The following is a 19,427-nucleotide window of genomic DNA, read 5'->3' on the forward strand; positions in this document are numbered from 1 at the left end:
GCAATCATACGTGCCGCCCGATCCGTGGAAAAGGTACAGATCGGGCTTTTTCAGCCGCCGAGGTGTGATGATGGAAAAGTTGGAAAAAACCCTGGAAGAATGGAAAGCCATGCTCGATCCGGAGCAGTACAACGTATGCCGGCTCAAGGGCACGGAGCGGCCGTTTTCCGGCAAATACAACGACAGCAAGGTCGACGGTATCTACCACTGCATCTGCTGTAACGAGCCGTTGTTCGATTCCACAACCAAATTCGATTCCGGCTGCGGCTGGCCAAGTTTCTATGCACCGATCGGCGACAGTGCCATGACGGAAATCCGCGATGTCAGCCACGGCATGATCCGCACCGAAGTGGTCTGCGCCAAATGCGATGCGCACCTGGGCCACGTGTTTCCTGACGGACCACCGCCGACCGGGCTGCGGTACTGCATCAACTCGGTGTGCCTGGACCTGGTACCACGGGGATAACGCTTATCCCGTAGGAGCAAGGCTTGCCCGCGATGGCGATCTCAAGGACGCCATCGCGGGCAAGCCTTGCTCCTACAGTAGCGTGGCGTCCGGTAATTTAAATTGCACACAATTCAATTGCACTCTATTTTGTATCCCTCATCTCTTCCAGAGCGCAAATCATGAGCGACAATCTGCTGAACATTCCTTGCACCACGATCAAGGGCGAGCAAAAGACTCTGGCGGATTTCGCTGGCAAGGCCGTGCTGGTGGTCAACACGGCCAGCAAGTGCGGTTTCACGCCACAGTACAAAGGCCTCGAGGAACTGTGGCAGACCTACAAGGATCAAGGCCTGGTAGTGCTCGGCTTTCCCTGCAATCAATTCGGCAAGCAAGAGCCCGGAAACGAAGGCGCGATCAGTGAGTTTTGCGAGCTGAACTACGGTGTCAGTTTCCCGCTGTTCAAAAAGATTGAAGTCAACGGCGCGGGTGCCCATCCGCTGTTCGTGCAGTTGAAGCAGCGTGCGCCCGGCGTGCTCGGCTCCCAAGGCATCAAATGGAATTTCACCAAGTTCCTGATCGGCAAGGACGGCCAGTTGGTCAAGCGTTTTGCCCCTGCCACCAAGCCGCAGGATCTGAGCCGCGAGATCGAAGCCCTGCTCAAATGAACAGCGTGTCAGTCGACTCCCTGAATCTCGACAGTCAACTGTGCTTCAAGCTGTATGCCGCTTCCCGCGCGGTGATTCGTGCCTACAAGCCGATGCTCGATCAACTGGGGCTGACGTACCCGCAGTACCTGGCCATGCTGGTGTTGTGGGAATGGCAAGAGACCGCCCCGGAGCAACCGACCGTCAAGGCATTGGGCGAGCGTCTGGCGCTGGATTCCGGCACGCTGACGCCGTTGCTCAAGCGATTGGAGCAACTGCAACTGGTTCAGCGCCAACGCTCGGCGCGCGATGAGCGCGAGGTGCACCTGAGCCTGTCGCCCGCCGGTACGGCATTGCGCGATCAAGTCGGACCGCTCAAGGCTCGGTTGTTATGCGACAGCGGCGTGGACCTCAATCGCCTGAATGACTTGCGCCAGGGGCTGGACCATCTTTTGGGGCAGATCAGGGCTCTGTCGTAACGGGAACCCACAGGTCCAGCAGTGAGGCCAGTTCTTCGCGGCGGAAGGGTTTGGCCAGGTAGTCGCTCATGCCCGCCGCGCGGCATCGTTCGCGTTCCTCCGACATGGCGTTGGCGGTCAGGGCGACGATCGGCAGTTCCGGCCATCGTCCGCTACGACGGATTTGCCGACTGGCTTCATAGCCGTCCATCACTGGCATGTTGCAGTCCATCAGCACCAGATCGAATTCATCATTCTCCAGCCGGTCGAGCGCCTCGGCTCCGTGAGCGGCGACCGTTACGTCACAGCCGAGTTTGCCGAGCATGCCTTTGGCCACCAATTGATTGACCGGGTTGTCCTCGACCAACAGCACCCGTGCCCGGCGCTGCGGGCTGAGGATATCCACCGGCGTATCGCTGACGGTGCTGATTTGCGGTTGCAGGATACGTCGCAAGGTCTGGTGCAGAGCGTTGCGTGCCAGGGGCCGCGCTTGCTGCTGCAAGGGGGCGAGGGCGTTGACTTGCTCTCCGGGCATGAAATTGCCGTAAGCGGTCACCAGCAGAATTGGCGCACTGAAAGTCGGGCGCAGGTTGAACAGACATTCGGGGCAATCGGTGATCAGCACATCAGGATTCAAACCTAGAAGGGATTCATCAATGGCGCGTTGCTGATATTCCAGCCCCCAACCCGGCAGCAGGCTGCCCAGCAGTTCGGCCAAGCCACTGCTTGCGGCGGTAATGGCGATGACCTTGCCCTGCAATGGCAGCGGCGGCAGGGCTCGCGTGTGGCGAGGCAACGGCAATTCTGCGCAGAACTGACTGCCGAAACCTGCTTCTGAGCTGATGGTCAGGCGCCCGTGCATCGCTTCACAGAGGTTGTAGGTCAGGGCCAGTCCCAACCCGGTGCCGCCGAACTGCCGGGTAATACCGGCGCCGGCCTGGGTGAAGGGCTGGAAGATTTTGACCTGGGCATCCTGGGGAATACCGATGCCGGTGTCACAAACCTCGATTCGTACGCCATCGCCGTCGCCGATGCTCGACAGACGGACGTCGACCCTGCCGAAACGGGTAAATTTGAGGGCATTGGAGAGCAGGTTGCTGACGATTTGCCTGACCCGCGTCGGATCGCCGAGCACCAGCGCCGGGAAGTGCGGGTCGATCAGGCAAGTCAGCTCGACACTTGGTGCGGCGTTTTGCGACAACAGGTTGGCCGTGTCTTCGACCAATGAGCCAAGGTCGAACGGGATGTTTTCGAGTTCAAGCTGACCGGCATCGAACTTCGACAGATCGAGAATATCGTTGAGCAATTCCACCAGAACTTTGCCCGAGTCGTGAGCAATCGACAGCTGTTGCTGTTGTTCGGCAGTCAATGGCCCATCGAGCGATAGCGCAATCATGCCCAACAGACCATTGAGCGGCGTACGGATTTCGTGGCTCATGTTGGCCAGGAATACCGAGCGTGCTTCGGCCATGTCCAGCGCCGTACTGCGAGCCAGTTCCAGTTCCTGATTGGACTGACTGAGCCGGGTGTTGATTGCCTTGAGCTCCGCTGTGCGCGCCGAGACGATGTTTTCCAGTTGGCCGAGGTAATCGGTCAGGCGGTTTTCGGCGTTGCGCCGCTGCTGGATTTCAGTGGTGACGTTCTCGAATTGTTGGTTGGCGACTTTCACCAGCACGCCGATTTCATCGTTGGCGTGCCCTGCCGGACATTCCAGAGGCGTGGGTTCCCCGCTGCGTGAATCCCGGCTACTGAGTTCGTGAATCAGCCGCACCAGAGGTTTGGTCAACATTACATAGAACAGTGTCAGCAGAATGCCGGTCAGGATCAGGCTGCGGGCGAAGCCGTTGAGCAGCGTCACCTCGGCCCGACGCAGGAAGCGATAGCCGAACGAATAAGTGTCGACGTCCAGTTTTAGTGTGCCAAGGGATTCGTTGGGCAGGTGGTCCAGATAGAGGCGGTCTTCGAACTGTCGTTCGGCGCCGAACAACAGGTCGCTGATCATGCGATAGCCACTTTGCTGGCCGGGGCGCTTGACGTCGGCCAGCACGTTGCCGTTGTTATCGATCAGTCTGGCTCCGATGATTGCCGGAGAACGCAGCAGGCCCAGTGTCAGTTCCTGAGCGAGTTCGGCGTCGATGTTATAGGCGATGCGCGAGGCGGGGTTGTGGCTGATTTCCAGCAAAGACAGTATTTCGCGGTTGATGGAGGCGTCTTCACTGGCATAATCGATGCCTATTTGCAGCAGGCTGAGCAGCATGCCCAAAATGAAACCAACCAGCACGGTAAGCCGGGCTTGCTTGTAGGACAGCCGGTTGGTGAACTTGATATCCATGGGGTGCTGAACCACTTCCGTTTCCCTTCGCTGCTCAAGCATAGTCGATCATGCATGTATACCGATGTTCTCGCGACCCCGTGTACCGGGGTGATCGCTCATTGAACGCTAAGTTTCGTCGATGTATCACCATCATTACCGTGAACGTGCCCGAGGAAAAGACGTGGACTCCCGATTGAATGCTTTTCTTGAACGTGCCGACGCCGTTCTGGCTCGAATCGAACCGTTGCTGCCTGCACCTCGGCAAGCCATAGACTGGTCCCATTGCCTGGCAGCGCGCTGGCAGCGCGAGGGACGAAGCGGGTTTTTGCTGCCACTGCAAGTCAGCCTCGACATGCGCCTGTCCGACCTGATCGGCGTTGACCGGCAACTGGAGCAACTGGGACGCAATACCCGGCAGTTCCTCGATGGCATGCCGGCCAACCACGCCTTGCTCTGGGGTTCGCGCGGTACCGGCAAGTCGTCGCTGGTGCGTGCCTTGCTGGCCGAGCATGCCAAGGGTGGATTGCGCCTGATCGAGATTGAACGCGATCACCTGGCCGACTTGCCGCGAGTGGTCGAACAGATCGCCAAATTGCCGCAACGTTTCGTGCTGTTCTGCGATGACTTGTCGTTCGAGTCGGGCGAGGGTGACTACCGCGTGCTCAAGAGCGTGCTCGACGGTTCGCTCGAACAAGCGCCGGACAATGTATTGCTGTACGCCACTTCGAACCGTCGCCACCTGGTGCCGGAGAAAGAAAGCGATAACGAAAACTGGAAACGCGTCGACGGCGAACTGCACCCCAGCGAAGCGGTGGAAGACAAGATCGCGCTGTCGGATCGCTTCGGTCTGTGGCTGTCGTTTTATCCGTTTACCCAAGAGCACTATCTCAACGTCGTCGAACACTGGATCGGCCAACTGGCGGACAAGGCCGGCCTCAAGTGGCAACGGGACGAAGCGCTGGACATCCTCGCCGTGCGTTGGGCCACGGGACGCGGCAATCGCAACGGTCGTTGCGCGTATCAATTTGCCCGCTATTGGGTTGGGCTGAAACTGTTGGAGCACAAGGCATGATCGATTTACAAAAAAGCGGCCAGGGCCTCGAAGGTTACGGCATGCTGCACGCGCAGCTCGAATCGTTGCTGGCGGACGAGCGGGATTTCATCGCCAACGCCGCGCAATTTTCGGCGTTTCTGTTCAATCAGCTCGATGACCTGAACTGGGCGGGCTTCTACCTCAATCGCAACGAAGAACTGGTGCTGGGCCCGTTTCAAGGGCAGATCGCTTGTGTGCGTATCCCGTTTGGCCGTGGAGTATGCGGAACGGCGGCTGCGACCTTGCAGACGCAACTGGTCGAAGACGTGCACGCCTTCCCAGGGCACATCGCTTGTGACAGTGCATCAAACAGTGAACTGGTGGTGCCGCTGATCAAGGATGGCCGACTGATCGGCGTGCTTGACCTCGACAGCCCGAAACTTTCGCGTTTCACGGCACAGGATCAGGCCGGAATCGAGCAGTTGGCCGCGATTTTCCTGCGCCTGACCGATTGCTGATCACCCCTTCAGGCCTGCCTTGATCAGCAGGCCTTGCACGTCCACCGCATCGATCTGTTGAGGGTCGAGAAAGCGTTCGGCGTAGAGCAGATAGATGCGCGCGTTGATGAACAGTCCAAACAGTTGCGGGTCGATGTGGGCGTCCCGGCACATGAATGCCATGATGCCCAGCGCTTCGCTCAAGGACTTGGCTTTCTTGTAGGGGCGGTCGGCGGCGGTCAGTGCTTCGAAAATATCGGCAATCGCCATCATTCGCGCCGGCAGGCTCATTTCCTCGCGTTTGAGCCGTTTCGGATAACCGGTGCCGTCCATTTTTTCGTGATGACCACCGGCGATTTCCGGAACGTTGCGCAGGTGTTCCGGGAAAGGCAGGTGGTTGAGCATCAGGATGGTCTGCACCATGTGATGGTTGATGATGTATCGCTCTTCGTTCGTCAGGGTGCCGCGGGTAATGCTCAGGTTGTAGAGTTCGCCGCGGTTGTACTTGAAGGGTGGCACATTGAGCTTGAAACCCGAGGGATTGTCCGGCGCTATCAGTTCAACTGCCGGGCGTTCGAACAGATGCTCGGGTTTGTCGGCCAGCAGTGATTCAATGACCGGCAGAGTTGCCGCCGGGGTGCGGGCCTGACGCCGGTTTTCTTCCCATGAAACTCCCAAGCGGTCATCCAGGGTTCGGGTCCAGGTGCGTTGAGCGATGCTGTGCAGGCGTTGCAGATCGGCTTCGGCCATGGCTTCGCCACCGAGATTGCAACGCGCGATGAACGCAAAATCCTCATCGAGCGCCGTCAGCGCTGTATCACGTAGCGGCGCCAGTTGTTGTTCGTCGCCACCCTGGGCAATGCCTCGCCAATAACCGATCCAGACATCGCGCTTGAGCACTTCGACGCGAGTGCGGATTTCGTGGATACGGTCGTTCAGGGTTTCCAGTTTCGTGGCTTTATCGACGACGTATTCCGGGGTGGTGATCTTGCCGCAATCGTGTAGCCAGGCGGCGATGTGCAGCGCCTCCCATTCATCGTCCGTGGGTTGGTAGCTGGCGAACTCCGGGGCCTGGCTGGCCGCTGCAGCCTCGGCGAGCATCAGGGTCAGTGCTGGCACGCGCTGGCAATGGCCACCGGTGTAGGGGCTTTTCGCGTCAATCGCACCGGCCAGCAGTTTGATGAAAGCGTCCAGCAACTGTTTTTGCCTGACTTGCAGTCGCTGACTCTCGATACTCACCGCGGCCGCGCCAGACACGGCCTGAAGAAACGCTATGCGATCCGGACGCAGTTTCTCCAGATCACTGCGCTCGCCGCTATCGGCCAGCAAAAACACCAGCAGCCCCACGGTTTCGTTGTGGCGATTGTGCAGGCGGATGCCAATCAGATGGACTCGCGGGCAGGCCATTGCCAGCAGTACTTTCTGCAGGTCCCCTGCCTGTTCGAAGCCCAAGTTGGTCACGACGTTGTTGGCGCCCGACAGCTGCCGCAGCCACGTCGGGCTTTGCACGTCTTGCAGTTCATGCGCCTGGATGTCGAAGGATGACAGGGGCTGAGCGACGTCGTTAATCACCAGGCCATGGGGTTCCATGCGGTCCCCGTCGCCTTCGCGCAGGTAAATCAGGCCGGCCTGGGCCTGGCCGATTTTTACCGTTTCGAACAACACCCGTTTCAGCAGCGGCGCAAAGCGGGTCTCGGCGCTCAGGCTGTCGGTGATCTGAAAAAAGCTCGCCAGTGTGTCTTTCATGCGCGCCATCGACACGCTCAGTTGGTCAATCTCCAGCACCGGGGATCGCCGGGACAGCGGAAAGTTGAAATCGAAACTGCGTATCGCGTCCGCTTCCTGCACCAGTGCACGCAGGGGTTTGACCAGGATTCTCGACGTCAGCCAGCCAAGCGGCAGGCACAGCAACAAGGTCGCCAGCGTAATCAGCGCGCCTTGCCAGCGCATGCGGTAGGCGTCAACGAGCAATTCATCTTCCGGCACCAGCATTGCCAGTTGCAGCCCTTGGGGGCCACCCTCCTGCATGCTGCTGCGGGCCACGATCCAGTTGCGACCGGCGGCACTCAGGCGGTTGCCCTGCGTCGGGTTGTTGAGCAATGCGCCAAGACTGGGGTTCAGGTCGGCCGCCTTGATCAGGCGGGCGGACTGATCGTCGATGATCAATCGACTGCTGTCGGGGTAGGCAATGGCATTGCCCTGACCATCGAAGAGCACGATTTCGGTAGCCGGCGTCACCACATGCCTGGCCAGGGTAGCGCTGAGTGCGGCCAGGGTCAGGTCGGCGCCCATCACCACATTCTCACCGCCGCGCCGGGCCAGCGTAGTGCCAATTTCGCGGGTGGAGAAAAAGATGTAGGGCTCGGTGGTGATCTGATCGTTGTCGTGGCTGGCGCTGGAGAACCAGGCACGGCTGCGTGGATCGTAATTATCGCCGGGATTGTCCTGGCGACTGATCAACATCAGGTCTTTATCGAAAAAAAGTGATTGGGAATGAACCTGGCCGTTAGCGTCATGTTCGATGCTCCATACCTGGAATGCCGCTGTATCCGGGGCTTTGAGCAGGGCTTTCAGAGGCGCGGAGCGCAGCGGCCGCACCATGAAGAAGTCACCGTTGTCGTAGCCCAGGTACAACGAGGCGAGGTCGGGATTGTCCTGGAGTGACTGGCTGAACGGCGGGAGTAACGCCAGGCGCTGTTGCAGATCGGGAGCCTGGACTGCAGGCGCGTGCACCAGCAGGCTGAGCAAATGTCGAATCGGTTCGTAGGTCGCGTGCAGGTCCACGCGCACGTCCTGTTCTATTCGATTGAAAAGCCTCTCGCTGCTGGACAGGATGATCTGTGTGGTTTGGTGATAGTTGAAAACACCCAGCACCACCCCGGTCAGCAAAAGCAAAAAGGTGAACATCACGCTGATATGCACGTGCAACGGAAACCGACGTTGATTCGGGCGCAGTGGGCTGGGCATGCAAGTTACTCCATGATGGTTAACACACTGCTCAGCGTCCAAGCATAGTTAAGCCTCTGGCATTTCGCCTTGGTCCGTTTTGTCGATTTGCAGCAGCAATGCCTGCTCCAGTTCGAGCATCGCGTGCTCCAGTTCCGTGCAGCGCTCGGTCACTTTTTCGCGCAGCAAGCGTTCACGGCAGGTGGCTTCGAGCGCCTCGCAACAGTCGATCAGTCGGCAGGCCTGCACGATTCGCGCGGCGCCTTTGATTTTGTGGGCAATGTCCAGAAATGGTTGCGAATCGGTTGACCCCGACAGCGTCTTCAATGCCTGGCGATCCAGACGATTACTGTTGAGCAGCTCGGCCAGCAGTCGCTGATTGAGCTGCGGATTTCCTCCGGTCAACTGTTGCAACGCGCGCAGGCTGAAGGCCGGTGTTACAAGAGCAGGCGCCAGGCCGTTGACCCATTGACTCAGGGCGGTCAGCGTCAGGGGCTTGAACAGGCAGTCATCCATACCGGCCTGTTTGCAGCGTTGCACTTCTTCGGGCTGCGCGTTGGCGGTAAAACCCAGCACGGTGCAGGGTGGCAATTGCAGGTGTTGTTCGTGTCGGCGAATGGCGCGCGCCAACGCGTAGCCATTCATGACCGGCATGTTGCAATCGGCGATCACCAGATCGAACCTGTCGTTCTTCCACGCCTCGAATGCTGCCTGACCATCCGCCGCAACGCGGAAACGATGGCCCAGAAACTCCAGTTGCTGACACATGAGCAAGCGGTTGGCGGCGTGATCGTCGACCACAAGGACGTGCAACGGAGCAATGGCGGTAGCGAGCGGGGTTTCAATTTTTTCCACCTGCGGCTCGCGCGGCAGCATGGGCAGGCGCAGCAACATTCGCACGTTGGTTCCTGTCCCGGGCTGACTGCTCAATTGCAGTTGGCCACCCATCATTTCGCACAGGCTGCGGCTGATCACCAGGCCAAGCCCGGCACCACCTCTGCCTGACTGGCCGGTGGCATCGGCCTGAGCGAAAGGCGCGAACAGGCGCAGTTGATCCTCTTCACTGATTCCGATGCCGCTGTCTTCGACCTGCAACATCATGTCCACCTGATCGGGTTCGGTGGCGTGCTGCAGTCGGACGACAATCCTGACCTGGCCTTGCTCGGTAAACTTGATGGCGTTGCTGACCAGGTTGGACAGCACCTGTTTGAAGCGCAGCGGATCGAGCAGAACATCCACTGGCGGATCGGCCGATTCGAATTCCAGCAGCAGTTCGAGCGCTTTCTGCCGGGCAAGCCCATCGAAGATACGCACCACCGACGCCACGATCTCTTCAGGATTGACGCGTTCAGGGCTCAGGCTCAGGTGCCCGGATTCGATGCGTGCAATGTCGAGTATGTCTCCGATCAACTCCAGCAGGTCTTTGGCCGAGTGATACGCCACATCGATTGCCGAGCGATCGGGATGGTTGTGTTCAATGCGCTTGAGTGTCAGCTCGAGCATGCCGATCACTGCATTCATCGGGGTGCGGATTTCATGGCTCATGGTCGCCAGGAATGTGCTTTTGGCCCGGTTGGCTTCATCGGCGCGTTCTTTCGCCAAGCGCAGATCATCGAACAGTTGTCGCCGTTCGCTGATATCGATCCAGCCACCGATGATGCCTTGAACCTCACCACTTGAATCCCGATACGGAAGAATCCAGTGATAGATCGTCAATCGCCGGCCGCCGATGTGCAGCGCACGGTCGAGAATCAGCGGCGTGCCTTCGGTCACGACACGCTGGTAATCGGCCTGATACTCCAGGGCTTCGAACGCATTGCTCATCGAGCCCTGAATCACGCTTTTGCCGATGACGTCTTCGCGTTTTGCGCAGAACGCTTGCAGATAACTGTCATTGCAACTTTGCAGCAAGCCCTGGCGGTCGCGTACGTAAATCGGGTGAGGCGTACCGTTGACCAGTGAACGCATGAATTCGAACTGATCGTTCAGGGCTCGCTCGGCCGCCTTGCGCTGGTTGATCTGGCGCCGCATGTACGCGTTCCAGGCCACGGAAATCATCAGCAATACACCGGCACCTATGACGATTTGGTAGAAGAGCCGGTGCAAGGTTCGCCAGGTGTTTTGCGTGGACTCCGAATACCCTCGCCAGCGGCTGTTGATGATGCCCAGTTCTTCCGGGGCGATGCTCAGCAATGCCTTGTTGAGGATGTCATTGAGCTCCTTGGCCTCGCGGCCGGTTGCCAGGGAAAAGGCTGCCTGCTCGGTGCCGATGGTGGTACTGATCTGCAGCGAGCGCTCGAACAGACGCGATGAAATGAAGTAGTTGGCGATCACCAACGAGTTGACCGCACCTTCGGCCAAACCTTCGGCCAGCATCTCTACGGCGCTGAATGTATCCGGCGTTTCAATGAGTTTTATCCTGGGAAAATCCTTGCGCAGATACTCCACCACCGGGTTGCCTTGGGCGACAGCCAGGCGTTTGCCTTCGAGCTGTTCAAGATTGAGCGGGCTGTCCGGGGCCTTGCGTGTCAGCAAGACGTAGGAGTTTTGCAGGTACGGGCGGCTGAAGTTCAGCAGGGTGTCGCGCTGCGCACTGGGGAGCAGGGCGGCGATCAGGTCGGCCTGGTTGTGCTTGATCCGTTCGATCATGTCGCTGTCACTGCGGCTGCGCTGAATGTCGAAGCGCAACCCGGTACGCAAGCGGATCAGCTCGAGCAAGTCCGCGGCCACGCCGCGAAAGTTGCCGGCGCTATCGAAAAACGTCAGTGGCGCGAAAGCTTCGTTGACCACCACTCGCACGACTGGATGTTGTGCCAGCCAGCGCTCCTCGCTGTAACTGAGTTCCAGTTTGTGATCGGTGAGCAGAATGTCGCTGCCGGCACTCCAGCGTTTGGCGATGTCTTCCCGGATGCTTACAGGAACCGCCATCAGCATCGCATTGATGATGCCGAGCAGTTGTGGATTGTTTTTGTTCACCGCGAAACTGAAACCGTGGGCTTCGTGTTTGCCGAAGTTGGCCATGCGGATGTTGTTCAGGTAGCCCTTGTTGATCATGTAATGGGTTGAAATGGTATCGCCCAGAAACACATCGGCCTGGTCGAAGGCCACGGCGTTGATCGCATTCTGGTAGGACGGATAGGACGTGATGATTGCCTTCGGGTAAAGCGCTTTGACTTCTTCCTGCGGCAAGTAGTGATAGACCATGCTCAATCGCATGCCGGCGAGGCCATCGGTCAACGACCTGGTTTCACCTTCGCGTGTCACCAGTACCGGTTGATCCACGGCATAGGGTGCGGAAAGGACAATGTTGTCATTGTGGGCTTCAAACCCGTTGGCAGTTCCCAGAAGGTCAATCTTGCCGCTTTCCAGTGCCTCGATGGCAGCATTTCTGGTCGCAAAGCGTTGAACCCTGACCGGCAAGCCGGTGACAGTGCCAAGGATGCCTGCGTAATCGGCAGTGAAACCTTCATAATCCTGGCCGCTGAGTGTCAGGTCGAAGGGTGGATAATCCGGTGCTGACGTTCCAAGGACCAGCTCGCGTTTATGCTCGAGCCATTGCCGTTGCGTGGCATCCAGCCGGATTTCCAGGGTGCCGGCCGTGGAGCGACTCAACAGGGCATAGTTTTCAGCGCCCTGTGCCGCGAACAATGAAGTGCTCAGGCACAAGCCTGCGATCATCAGTATCAGGTAATCCGTCAGGCGGCTGGGCATGGTTTTTCTCACACCAAAGCGTTGCGCTTCGCCATTTCGATGAGTTCGACCAGGGATTTGGCTTTGAGCTTTTGCATAAGACGTTTCTTGTAAGTGCTGACAGTCTTGTTGCTCAGGAACATGCCTTTGGCGATTTCCTTGTTGGTGCGGCCTTGTGCAAAAAGTTGCAATACCATCAGCTCACGGTCGTTGACTGACTTGAATAGTTCCAGTTCGGCCCAGCGAATATCATCACTTCGTACAGGGTTCAGCGCCTCGCTCGGGAAATAGTTGTAACCCGACAATACCGCTTTTATCGCGCTGACCAATTCACTGAGTTCTTCCTGTTTGCATACATAGCCCGAGGCCCCGGATTGCATGCAACGAATACCGAAAAGGGTCGGGCATTGTGCAGTTAAAACCAGTGTTTTCAGCGGAGTGCTCATGGCGTTGAAGCGGGCAAGTACTTCCAGCCCGTCAAGTTTGGGAATGCTGATATCGAGAATGACCAGATCAGGCATGCACTCGCGAACCATTTGCATGGCGTCAACCCCGTTATCGGTTTCGCCAACGACTTTAAAACCTTCGTGTTCCAGCAGCATGCGAACGGCAAGTCGGATGACAGGGTGATCGTCGACGATAAAAACGGAGTTCATAATCAAATCCCATGCGAGCTCAATAAAGCGCGCACCTTAGCTCAGATAGTCGAGGTGACGTACAAACAGCTGCGGCTGTACCTGCAATATAGGAAAGTTCCTACAAGTGATAAAGAATAGCCTTACGTGGTAACTAGGTTTTTGATGAGGGTGAATAAAAGTTACTTTGTATGTTTGTGTTTGGCAGGAAGTTCACTTCGGGGCTTTTACTGCTTTTTTTGACTGTTTTAAATTGGCTTTCAATGGTTATGTCAAGGTCAATAGTTGTATAAATTCAGATTGTTTCAATGGTTTTATCAAGTAACCAAGTAAAGGAAGGTCGTGAATGTTTGCCGAGTTTTCTATGCCATCCAGTTCTGCGGACGTCAGGCTGCTCAGCAGGATTGCTTGCCTGATCATTCCAAGCTCGCTGGCCAGTTTGACCAGCTCGATTCCAGGCATGTCCGGCAGACATTGGTCACACAATAAAATATCGAACGGCTGCTCGGCGCGGTTCATTTCCTGAAACGCACCTTGGGCACAATCGGTTGTAATCAGTCGGGTAAAACCAAAACTTTCTAATAAATATTGTGTTGCCCTGAGCTGAAACGGATGGTCTTCCACCAGCAAGATGCGCAGATTGTCCTTTATCATCTTTACCACGCTTATGATGTTGTACAAAAATAGTCGTGATTGTTTCCTGACAACTCTGAACAATCGATCAGTTCACTCGACATTGGCTGTAGGGATATTCCGCGAACGTTGAATGCTCTTGAGTTATCCGCGGTTAATCGGCCATTACGAATGACGTAATGGCCGATCTGGCTCAGTGACTGGAGCGCCCGGTCATCTCCAGCGCCATATCGCTGGCGTAGCTGTCGGTCATGCCGGCGATGAAGTCGATCATTCGTAGAAACGAGGTGTGTAAAGGGCCATGCGGGTCGGGCGCGTTGTTGCCCAGCAGGTCGAGAATCCGCCGACTCTTGAAGGATGGCGTGCGACCGTCATGCTGCTCCAGTGCCGCACCGCAAAAGGCGTTGAGCAAAATTTCCAACGTGGTGTAGGCACCGATCTCGTGCAAGGTCTTGCGTTTGTCCTGGAAGATTTTTTTGCGCGCCATGTCTTTTGCATTCAGGACGCAACGCTTGGCAGGGCCGTGCATGTGCTCCACCAGATCCCCGGGGAGCGTTCCGGCCAGCAAGGTGTGCTGCTGCTCGACGAAGGCGCGGGCAGCGGCATTGGTCAGGTGCTCGATGGCCTTGCCACGCAAAATCGCCAGTTTGCGCCGACGTGAATCCCTGGGGCCGAGCTGGCGATAGGTTTCCGGCAAATCGTCACCCACCAGGTCCAATAACAGGGACTCGACTTCGGCGTATTCCAGCAACTCCATTTCCAGGCCGTCTTCCAGATCGATCAGCGCGTAGCAGATGTCATCGGCGGCTTCCATCAGGTACACCAGCGGGTGGCGCGCCCAGCGCTGGTCTTCAAGTTGTGGCAGGCCAAGCTTCTGGGCAATCTGCTCCAGGAGCGGCAGCTCGCTTTGATAGCAGCCGAATTTGTGCTTTTTGTAACCCAGCGAATCGGCGTGCTTGGCCGTCCATGGGTATTTCAGGTAGGTGCCGAGCGTGGCGTAGGTCAATCGCGTGCCGCCATCGAACTGGTGGTACTCCAGTTGAGTCAGTACCCGAAAGCCTTGGGCGTTGCCTTCGAAATTGAGGAAGTCATTGCGCTCGGCTTCGCTCATCGCGTCCAGCCAGCCCCGGCCAGCGGCTTGTTGGAACCAGTGGCGAATCGCATCTTCGCCAGAGTGGCCAAACGGTGGGTTGCCGATGTCATGGGCCAGGCAGGCCGATTGAACGACCATTCCCAGGTCGCTGGGGTCGCACCAGTCTGGCAGGGCGTTGCGAATGGTTTCGCCGACGCGCATCCCCAGCGATCGGCCGACGCAACTGACTTCCAGCGAGTGCGTCAGGCGAGTGTGAATGTGGTCGTTGCTGGACACCGGATGAACCTGGGTCTTGCGTCCGAGGCGGCGGAACGCACCTGAGAAAATGATCCGGTCATGGTCTTTGTGAAAAGGGCTGCGGCCGAGCTCTTGCGGGCTATGCAGCGGCTTCCCAAGGCGTTCGCGGGTAAGCAGGGTATGCCAATCCAAGGCTGGTTCTCTCCGTCAGGTGACTGATGAGCCTAGCTTCCCGGTTCACACTGCGACCTGCAAGTGGCACGCGGGATGACCCCCTCGATGAAGAGGTTCATCCCGCGTGTTTTTGCTGCGTACAAACAACAGCGTGGCCGCTACTGTTTGCGCGAGGAGCCTTGCATGACCAGCTTGACCAGAGGTCCCAGGGTGGTGCCCAGTCGAACCAGCCGAGTCAGGCTGCTGATGCCACCGCCATGTTTTGCGCCCTTGCCGGTCAGAAAACCAAGCAAGGTGACGGCGGCCACACCCCACAGTGGAGCGTGCTTGATACCGAAACCGTCCTGCAAATTTTGCGTCATGCCGCGAACTCGCTGCAGGGGTTGCAGCAGTTGCGCGGATTCATGGCGAATTTCCTGGCGATGCATTTCCATGCGCAGGCGGATCAGCGCCTTGCGCATTTCCGTACGCGAACTGTTTCTTGGAAGTTCAGGCAGGTTCATGGCAGCAGACGCTCCCGATCATTGGCCAGTTCTTCCAGGGTGCCATGGAAGGGCGAGGATTCATCGAAGATGGCCGCTCTCAAGCGCATGCCGCAGAAGATCGCTGCCAGGGTATAGAACACGCAGAGCCCGATAATCGCCGCCAGACGATAGGTGTCCCAGAACAGAATCAGCACCAGCGTTGATAGCCCCACGAGCAACAGCAAGGCAAATACCAACGCCAGGCCTGCAAACAGCAGCAAGCTTACGGTGCGGGCCTTCTGCTCTTGCAACTCGATGCCAAACAGTTCGACGTGACTGTGCAGCAAGCCAAGGAATGCAGCACCCAGGCGCCGCGATGAGGAACTTGGGCTGGTCTCGGGCGAGACGGGGTCACCGATCGCCATAATCAGCGCCGTGTCGCCAGAAGGCCAATCAGGAAACCCACGCCGGCGGCAATCCCGACCGATTGCCAAGGGTTGGCCTGGACATAATCTTCAGTGGCGGTGACGGCAGCTTTGCCGCGTTCGCGCAGGGAGTCTTCAGTCAGTTTCAAGGTTTCCCGTGCCCGCAGAAGACTGTCGTGGATCTGGTCTCGCAGCTCATCCGCCTGATCACCGGCCAGAGACGCGGTGTGCTCGAGCAACCGTTCGGTGTCGCTGACCAGTGTCTGAAAATCGCTCATCAGGATTTCTTGAGCAGTCTTTGCCTTGATGCTGGCCATTGGTGATCTCCATAAGTGGCTTTCTGAAACGTTCGAGTATGAGCCTTGCGCGAAGGTTCAGTACAAATGACTGGTACAACTTTTGCTGTGTCGTGGTGCGCCGGCCTGTCCGCATGCGCTGTTGCTGGGCAAGGTTTGCCTGAAACCATAACTCAAACAATCGAAACCCGCGCGATTTGTCCGGCCCCGATCGGACTTGACGAACCCTGTGCCTCAAAGCGGTTCATCGGGAGTGAGCTAGTCGTTTTGATAGGTCACAACTTGGTGCATGGATTGCCCGCGCGAACTGCTTTGGTGCTTTTTTCAGCCTTAAGGTCTGCCAAATCCATGGAAAATATGCAAAGCGCTGTGGACAGCCTGGTCCATAGTTCCAACACGTTGTTCATTCTCATCGGCGCCGTCATGGTTCTGGCCATGCACGCCGGGTTCGCCTTCCTCGAAGTCGGAACGGTCCGACAAAAAAACCAGGTCAACGCATTGTCGAAAATCCTCAGCGACTTTGCGATTTCAACGTTGGCTTACTTCTTTATAGGCTATTGGATCTCCTACGGTGTCACCTTTATGCAACCGGCGGCGGTGATCAATGCCGACCATGGATACGCTCTGGTGAAGTTTTTCTTTTTGCTGACTTTCGCCGCGGCGATCCCGGCAATCATTTCCGGAGGTATCGCCGAACGGGCGAGATTCGTGCCGCAACTGTGTGCGACGGCACTCATCGTGGCGTTCATTTATCCCTTCTTTGAAGGCATCGTCTGGAATGGCAATTTTGGTTTGCAAGCCTGGCTGCTGGCGCATTTCGGCGCCGGTTTCCACGACTTTGCCGGTTCTGTTGTCGTCCATGCCATGGGCGGCTGGCTGGCACTGGCCGCGGTGTTGTTGCTGGGACCACGCAATGGGCGCTATCGCGAAGGGCGGTTGGTGGCGTTCGCACCGTCGAGTATTCCGTTCCTGGCATTGGGTTCGTGGATTCTCATTGTCGGCTGGTTCGGTTTCAACGTGATGAGTGCGCAAACCTTGCAGGGGGTCAGCGGGCTGGTGGCGATCAACTCCTTGATGGCCATGGTCGGGGGCACAATGGCGGCCCTGATTGTCGGCCGCAACGATCCCGGCTTTCTGCACAACGGCCCATTGGCCGGACTGGTGGCGATCTGCGCCGGTTCCGACCTCATGCATCCGGTGGGAGCACTCGTGACCGGCGCCGTCGCCGGGGCACTGTTTGTCTGGTGCTTTACCGCCGCGCAGAGCAAATGGCATATCGACGATGTGTTGGGGGTCTGGCCGTTGCATGGCTTGTGCGGTGTGTGGGGCGGGATCGCCTGCGGCATCTTCGGCCAGAGCGCATTGGGTGGGCTGGGGGGCGTTAGCCTGATCAGCCAGTTGATCGGCACCGCGTCAGGTGTGATGGTGGCGTTGGCCGGCGGCTTTGCCGTGTACGGCACGATCAAGGCGTTCCACGGTTTGCGACTGAGTCAGGAAGAGGAGTACTACGGCGCGGATTTGTCGGTGCACAAGATCGGTGCTGTCAGTCAGGATTGACCCTTCCACCGCCTTCGGCCCGGGCTGGAAATCGAGCCGGAGGCGGTAGCGGTCCCTGGCTACAGGCCAGATATTACAATGGCTCGACGGTTTTTCAGGGCAGGCCTAGAATGGTCACTTAATTTCTTCGGTTGAGCCCTCATGCTTCCTGAATGTCAGTTGTTCGGCACCCTGGGGTGCCATCTCTGTGAAGTGGCCGAAGCCATGCTGATGGAATTCGTCGAGCGTGGTCTGCTGGTGGAACTGGTGGATATTGCCGACGACGAAACCTGGTTTGCGGCTTACAGCCTGCGCATTCCGGTGTTGCGCCGGGTCGATACAGGGGCTGAACTGGGTTGGCCCTTCAGTGCCGATGATGTGGTGGCATTTTTGCGGTAGAAATTTTCCCGGCACGACGTTCCCGCCTGTCGAACTTTGCGATTGATCCTCTTGGCTTAAAGGATGGTATTCGGATACTGTATGCGCATACAGTTATTCGCAATGCAGCCTTGCCGCCGCCGGTTATCGGCTGAAGCGTGCGGGTGCGGGCGTGAGAGGGAAGAATCGTGGTCAATGTCGAGCAATTGAAAAGCAGCGTCAACCTGATGTCGGTGGACGTGGTACGTGAGGCGGTCCTCGAGTTGCGTCTGGACGGTCTGGTAACGGAGGGAAAAACTCCGTTCAACAAGGTCCACTTCAATACCTGTTTTGCAGAAATCGAAGCCTTGTTCCAGCGTGCTGGCTATCACCGGCAACTGGATGTGGTGGGCTATCAGGGCTTGTTGTATGCGCTCTACGATCCGGGGCGCTGGGAGGCGGTCGATGTACTGCGCTGGCTGAAGGAGTACACCGAGGCAGCGGCGCGCAGGCAGATTCCAGCCTGAAGAATCTCTGCTAGGTTCGCCCCCGTTGCTGTTGGATAATGCCGTTCTGCATTGAGGGTTAGAACGTTCGTATGTCCACTTCATCTTTTTCTGCCGCACACAGCCAGGCCAGCACGCTCTATTTGCCACCTGGCCCGTGGCGGACCGTAATCGAATGCCTGTGCGAGCATTTCAGCGCCATCAGTCGTGATCAGTGGCTGGACAGGGTTGCGCGAGGCCGCGTTCTCGATGGGCACGGAGTGCCGATCGCCGTTGATCTGCCGTACAAGGAAGGTTTACGGATTCACTATTTTCGCGAAGTGCCAGACGAAAAAACCATCCCCGTGACGGAGTCGATCCTGTACGCGGATGAGCATCTGGTCGTGGCGGACAAACCGCATTTTCTTCCCGTGACCCCGGCCGGGGAATACGTGGAGCAGACATTGCTGAGACGGCTGATCCGCCGTCTCGATAATCCCCATCTGGTGCCCCTGCATCGCATCGACCGCCATACCGCTGGCCTGGTGCTGTTTTCCGCCAACCCGCAAAGTCGTTCGGCGTATCAGTCCCTGTTTCCAACACGGCAGATCGAAAAACGCTACGAAGCCATTGCCCGGGCATTACCTGATCTGTCTTTTCCGCTGATCCATAAAAGCCGACTGATTGATGGCGAACCGTTTTTCCGCATGCAGGAAGGTCCGGGCATCAGCAACACCGAGACGGCGGTGGAGGTCAGGGAAAAAAATGGCGATCTGTGGCGTTATGGGCTCTATCCGGTGACGGGCAAGAAGCACCAGTTACGGGTCCACATGACAGCTTTGGGCGCCAGCATCTGTAACGATCCGTTTTATCCCCAGGTACTCAAGGACGTGGAAGATGACTACGCCAATCCTTTGAAGCTACTGGCGCAAGGGCTGAAGTTTGTCGATCCGGTCAGTGGAGAGGACCGGGAATTCGAGAGCTCGATCACCCTGCAATGGTGATCCCGGAACTGAAATAGAATTTTCACCCGGGTTTGCAGTCATTTGATCATGCACCACA

At 57.6% G+C, this 19,427-nt stretch carries 18 protein-coding genes; 9 read left to right on the forward strand and 9 right to left on the reverse strand.

Annotated features, from left to right (window positions below; translation table 11 throughout):
- Positions 1–70 precede the first annotated feature (70 nt).
- The 3 genes from msrB (at position 71) to D8U69_RS08550 (ending at position 1,571) form a co-directional block, all read left to right on the forward strand.
- Positions 71–466: a peptide-methionine (R)-S-oxide reductase MsrB gene (gene msrB, locus D8U69_RS08540; protein ID WP_056856382.1), complete on the forward strand. Its 396-nt coding sequence runs from the start codon at positions 71–73 to the stop codon at positions 464–466.
- 161 nt (positions 467–627) lie between these two features.
- The gene (locus tag D8U69_RS08545; protein ID WP_056856381.1) at positions 628–1,113 is read left to right on the forward strand and encodes a glutathione peroxidase; all 486 of its coding nucleotides are present in this window, start codon (positions 628–630) and stop codon (positions 1,111–1,113) included.
- Positions 1,110–1,571 carry a MarR family transcriptional regulator gene (locus D8U69_RS08550; RefSeq protein ID WP_056856380.1) on the forward strand — a complete coding sequence of 154 codons (462 nt, stop codon included), beginning with the start codon at positions 1,110–1,112 and terminating at the stop codon, positions 1,569–1,571. Before D8U69_RS08545 ends, D8U69_RS08550 begins: the two co-directional genes overlap by 4 nt.
- On the opposite strand, the gene D8U69_RS08555 is transcribed toward D8U69_RS08550, so the two are convergent.
- The gene (locus tag D8U69_RS08555) at positions 1,555–3,882 is read right to left on the reverse strand and encodes a response regulator (protein ID WP_177434558.1); all 2,328 of its coding nucleotides are present in this window, start codon (positions 3,880–3,882) and stop codon (positions 1,555–1,557) included. The genes D8U69_RS08550 and D8U69_RS08555 overlap by 17 nt on opposite strands.
- 163 nt (positions 3,883–4,045) lie before the next feature.
- Here D8U69_RS08555 and D8U69_RS08560 point away from each other — a divergent pair, with 163 nt between their 5' ends.
- Entirely contained in the window at positions 4,046–4,936 is an 891-nt protein-coding gene (locus D8U69_RS08560; RefSeq protein WP_056856378.1) for an ATP-binding protein, read from the forward strand.
- Positions 4,933–5,415, forward strand: a complete 483-nt coding sequence (locus D8U69_RS08565; RefSeq protein ID WP_056856377.1) for a GAF domain-containing protein — start codon at positions 4,933–4,935, stop codon at positions 5,413–5,415. The genes D8U69_RS08560 and D8U69_RS08565 overlap by 4 nt, the downstream gene beginning before the upstream one ends.
- Here D8U69_RS08565 and D8U69_RS08570 read toward each other — a convergent pair whose 3' ends face one another.
- The 8 genes from D8U69_RS08570 to D8U69_RS08605 form a co-directional block, all read right to left on the reverse strand.
- A complete protein-coding gene (locus D8U69_RS08570; protein WP_130907118.1) occupies positions 5,416–8,361 on the reverse strand; it encodes an HD domain-containing phosphohydrolase in 2,946 nt (981 codons plus the stop codon). It lies immediately after the preceding gene.
- A gap of 48 nt (positions 8,362–8,409) precedes the next feature.
- A complete protein-coding gene (locus tag D8U69_RS08575; RefSeq protein ID WP_130907119.1) occupies positions 8,410–12,051 on the reverse strand; it encodes a transporter substrate-binding domain-containing protein in 3,642 nt (1,213 codons plus the stop codon).
- A gap of 8 nt (positions 12,052–12,059) precedes the next feature.
- Positions 12,060–12,686, reverse strand: coding sequence for a response regulator transcription factor (locus D8U69_RS08580; RefSeq protein ID WP_056856374.1), 627 nt, complete (start codon positions 12,684–12,686; stop codon positions 12,060–12,062).
- 246 nt (positions 12,687–12,932) lie between these two features.
- Complete coding sequence (locus D8U69_RS08585; RefSeq protein ID WP_056856887.1) at positions 12,933–13,319, reverse strand: response regulator; 387 nt, start codon at positions 13,317–13,319, stop codon at positions 12,933–12,935.
- A gap of 172 nt (positions 13,320–13,491) precedes the next feature.
- Entirely contained in the window at positions 13,492–14,820 is a 1,329-nt protein-coding gene (locus D8U69_RS08590; protein WP_056856373.1) for a deoxyguanosinetriphosphate triphosphohydrolase, read from the reverse strand.
- A 140-nt stretch (positions 14,821–14,960) separates the two neighbouring features.
- A complete protein-coding gene (locus tag D8U69_RS08595) occupies positions 14,961–15,305 on the reverse strand; it encodes a hypothetical protein (RefSeq protein WP_130907120.1) in 345 nt (114 codons plus the stop codon).
- Positions 15,302–15,691: a phage holin family protein gene (locus D8U69_RS08600; protein ID WP_056856371.1), complete on the reverse strand. Its 390-nt coding sequence runs from the start codon at positions 15,689–15,691 to the stop codon at positions 15,302–15,304. Before D8U69_RS08600 ends, D8U69_RS08595 begins: the two co-directional genes overlap by 4 nt.
- Positions 15,692–15,693: 2 nt before the next feature.
- Complete coding sequence (locus tag D8U69_RS08605; RefSeq protein WP_008055105.1) at positions 15,694–16,008, reverse strand: YqjD family protein; 315 nt, start codon at positions 16,006–16,008, stop codon at positions 15,694–15,696.
- A 327-nt stretch (positions 16,009–16,335) separates the two neighbouring features.
- Here D8U69_RS08605 and D8U69_RS08610 point away from each other — a divergent pair, with 327 nt between their 5' ends.
- From D8U69_RS08610 to D8U69_RS08625, 4 genes are all read left to right on the forward strand, one after another.
- Positions 16,336–17,544, forward strand: a complete 1,209-nt coding sequence (locus tag D8U69_RS08610; protein WP_130904084.1) for an ammonium transporter — start codon at positions 16,336–16,338, stop codon at positions 17,542–17,544.
- Between the two features lie 141 nt (positions 17,545–17,685).
- Positions 17,686–17,922 carry a glutaredoxin family protein gene (locus tag D8U69_RS08615; RefSeq protein ID WP_056856369.1) on the forward strand — a complete coding sequence of 79 codons (237 nt, stop codon included), beginning with the start codon at positions 17,686–17,688 and terminating at the stop codon, positions 17,920–17,922.
- 167 nt (positions 17,923–18,089) lie between these two features.
- Positions 18,090–18,407, forward strand: coding sequence for a hypothetical protein (locus D8U69_RS08620; protein WP_056856368.1), 318 nt, complete (start codon positions 18,090–18,092; stop codon positions 18,405–18,407).
- A 71-nt stretch (positions 18,408–18,478) separates the two neighbouring features.
- Positions 18,479–19,369, forward strand: coding sequence for a pseudouridine synthase (locus tag D8U69_RS08625; protein ID WP_056856367.1), 891 nt, complete (start codon positions 18,479–18,481; stop codon positions 19,367–19,369).
- The last annotated feature ends 58 nt before the right edge of the window (positions 19,370–19,427 follow it).

Source organism: Pseudomonas sp. Sample_16 (assembly GCF_004307665.1).
Classification (GTDB): domain Bacteria; phylum Pseudomonadota; class Gammaproteobacteria; order Pseudomonadales; family Pseudomonadaceae; genus Aquipseudomonas.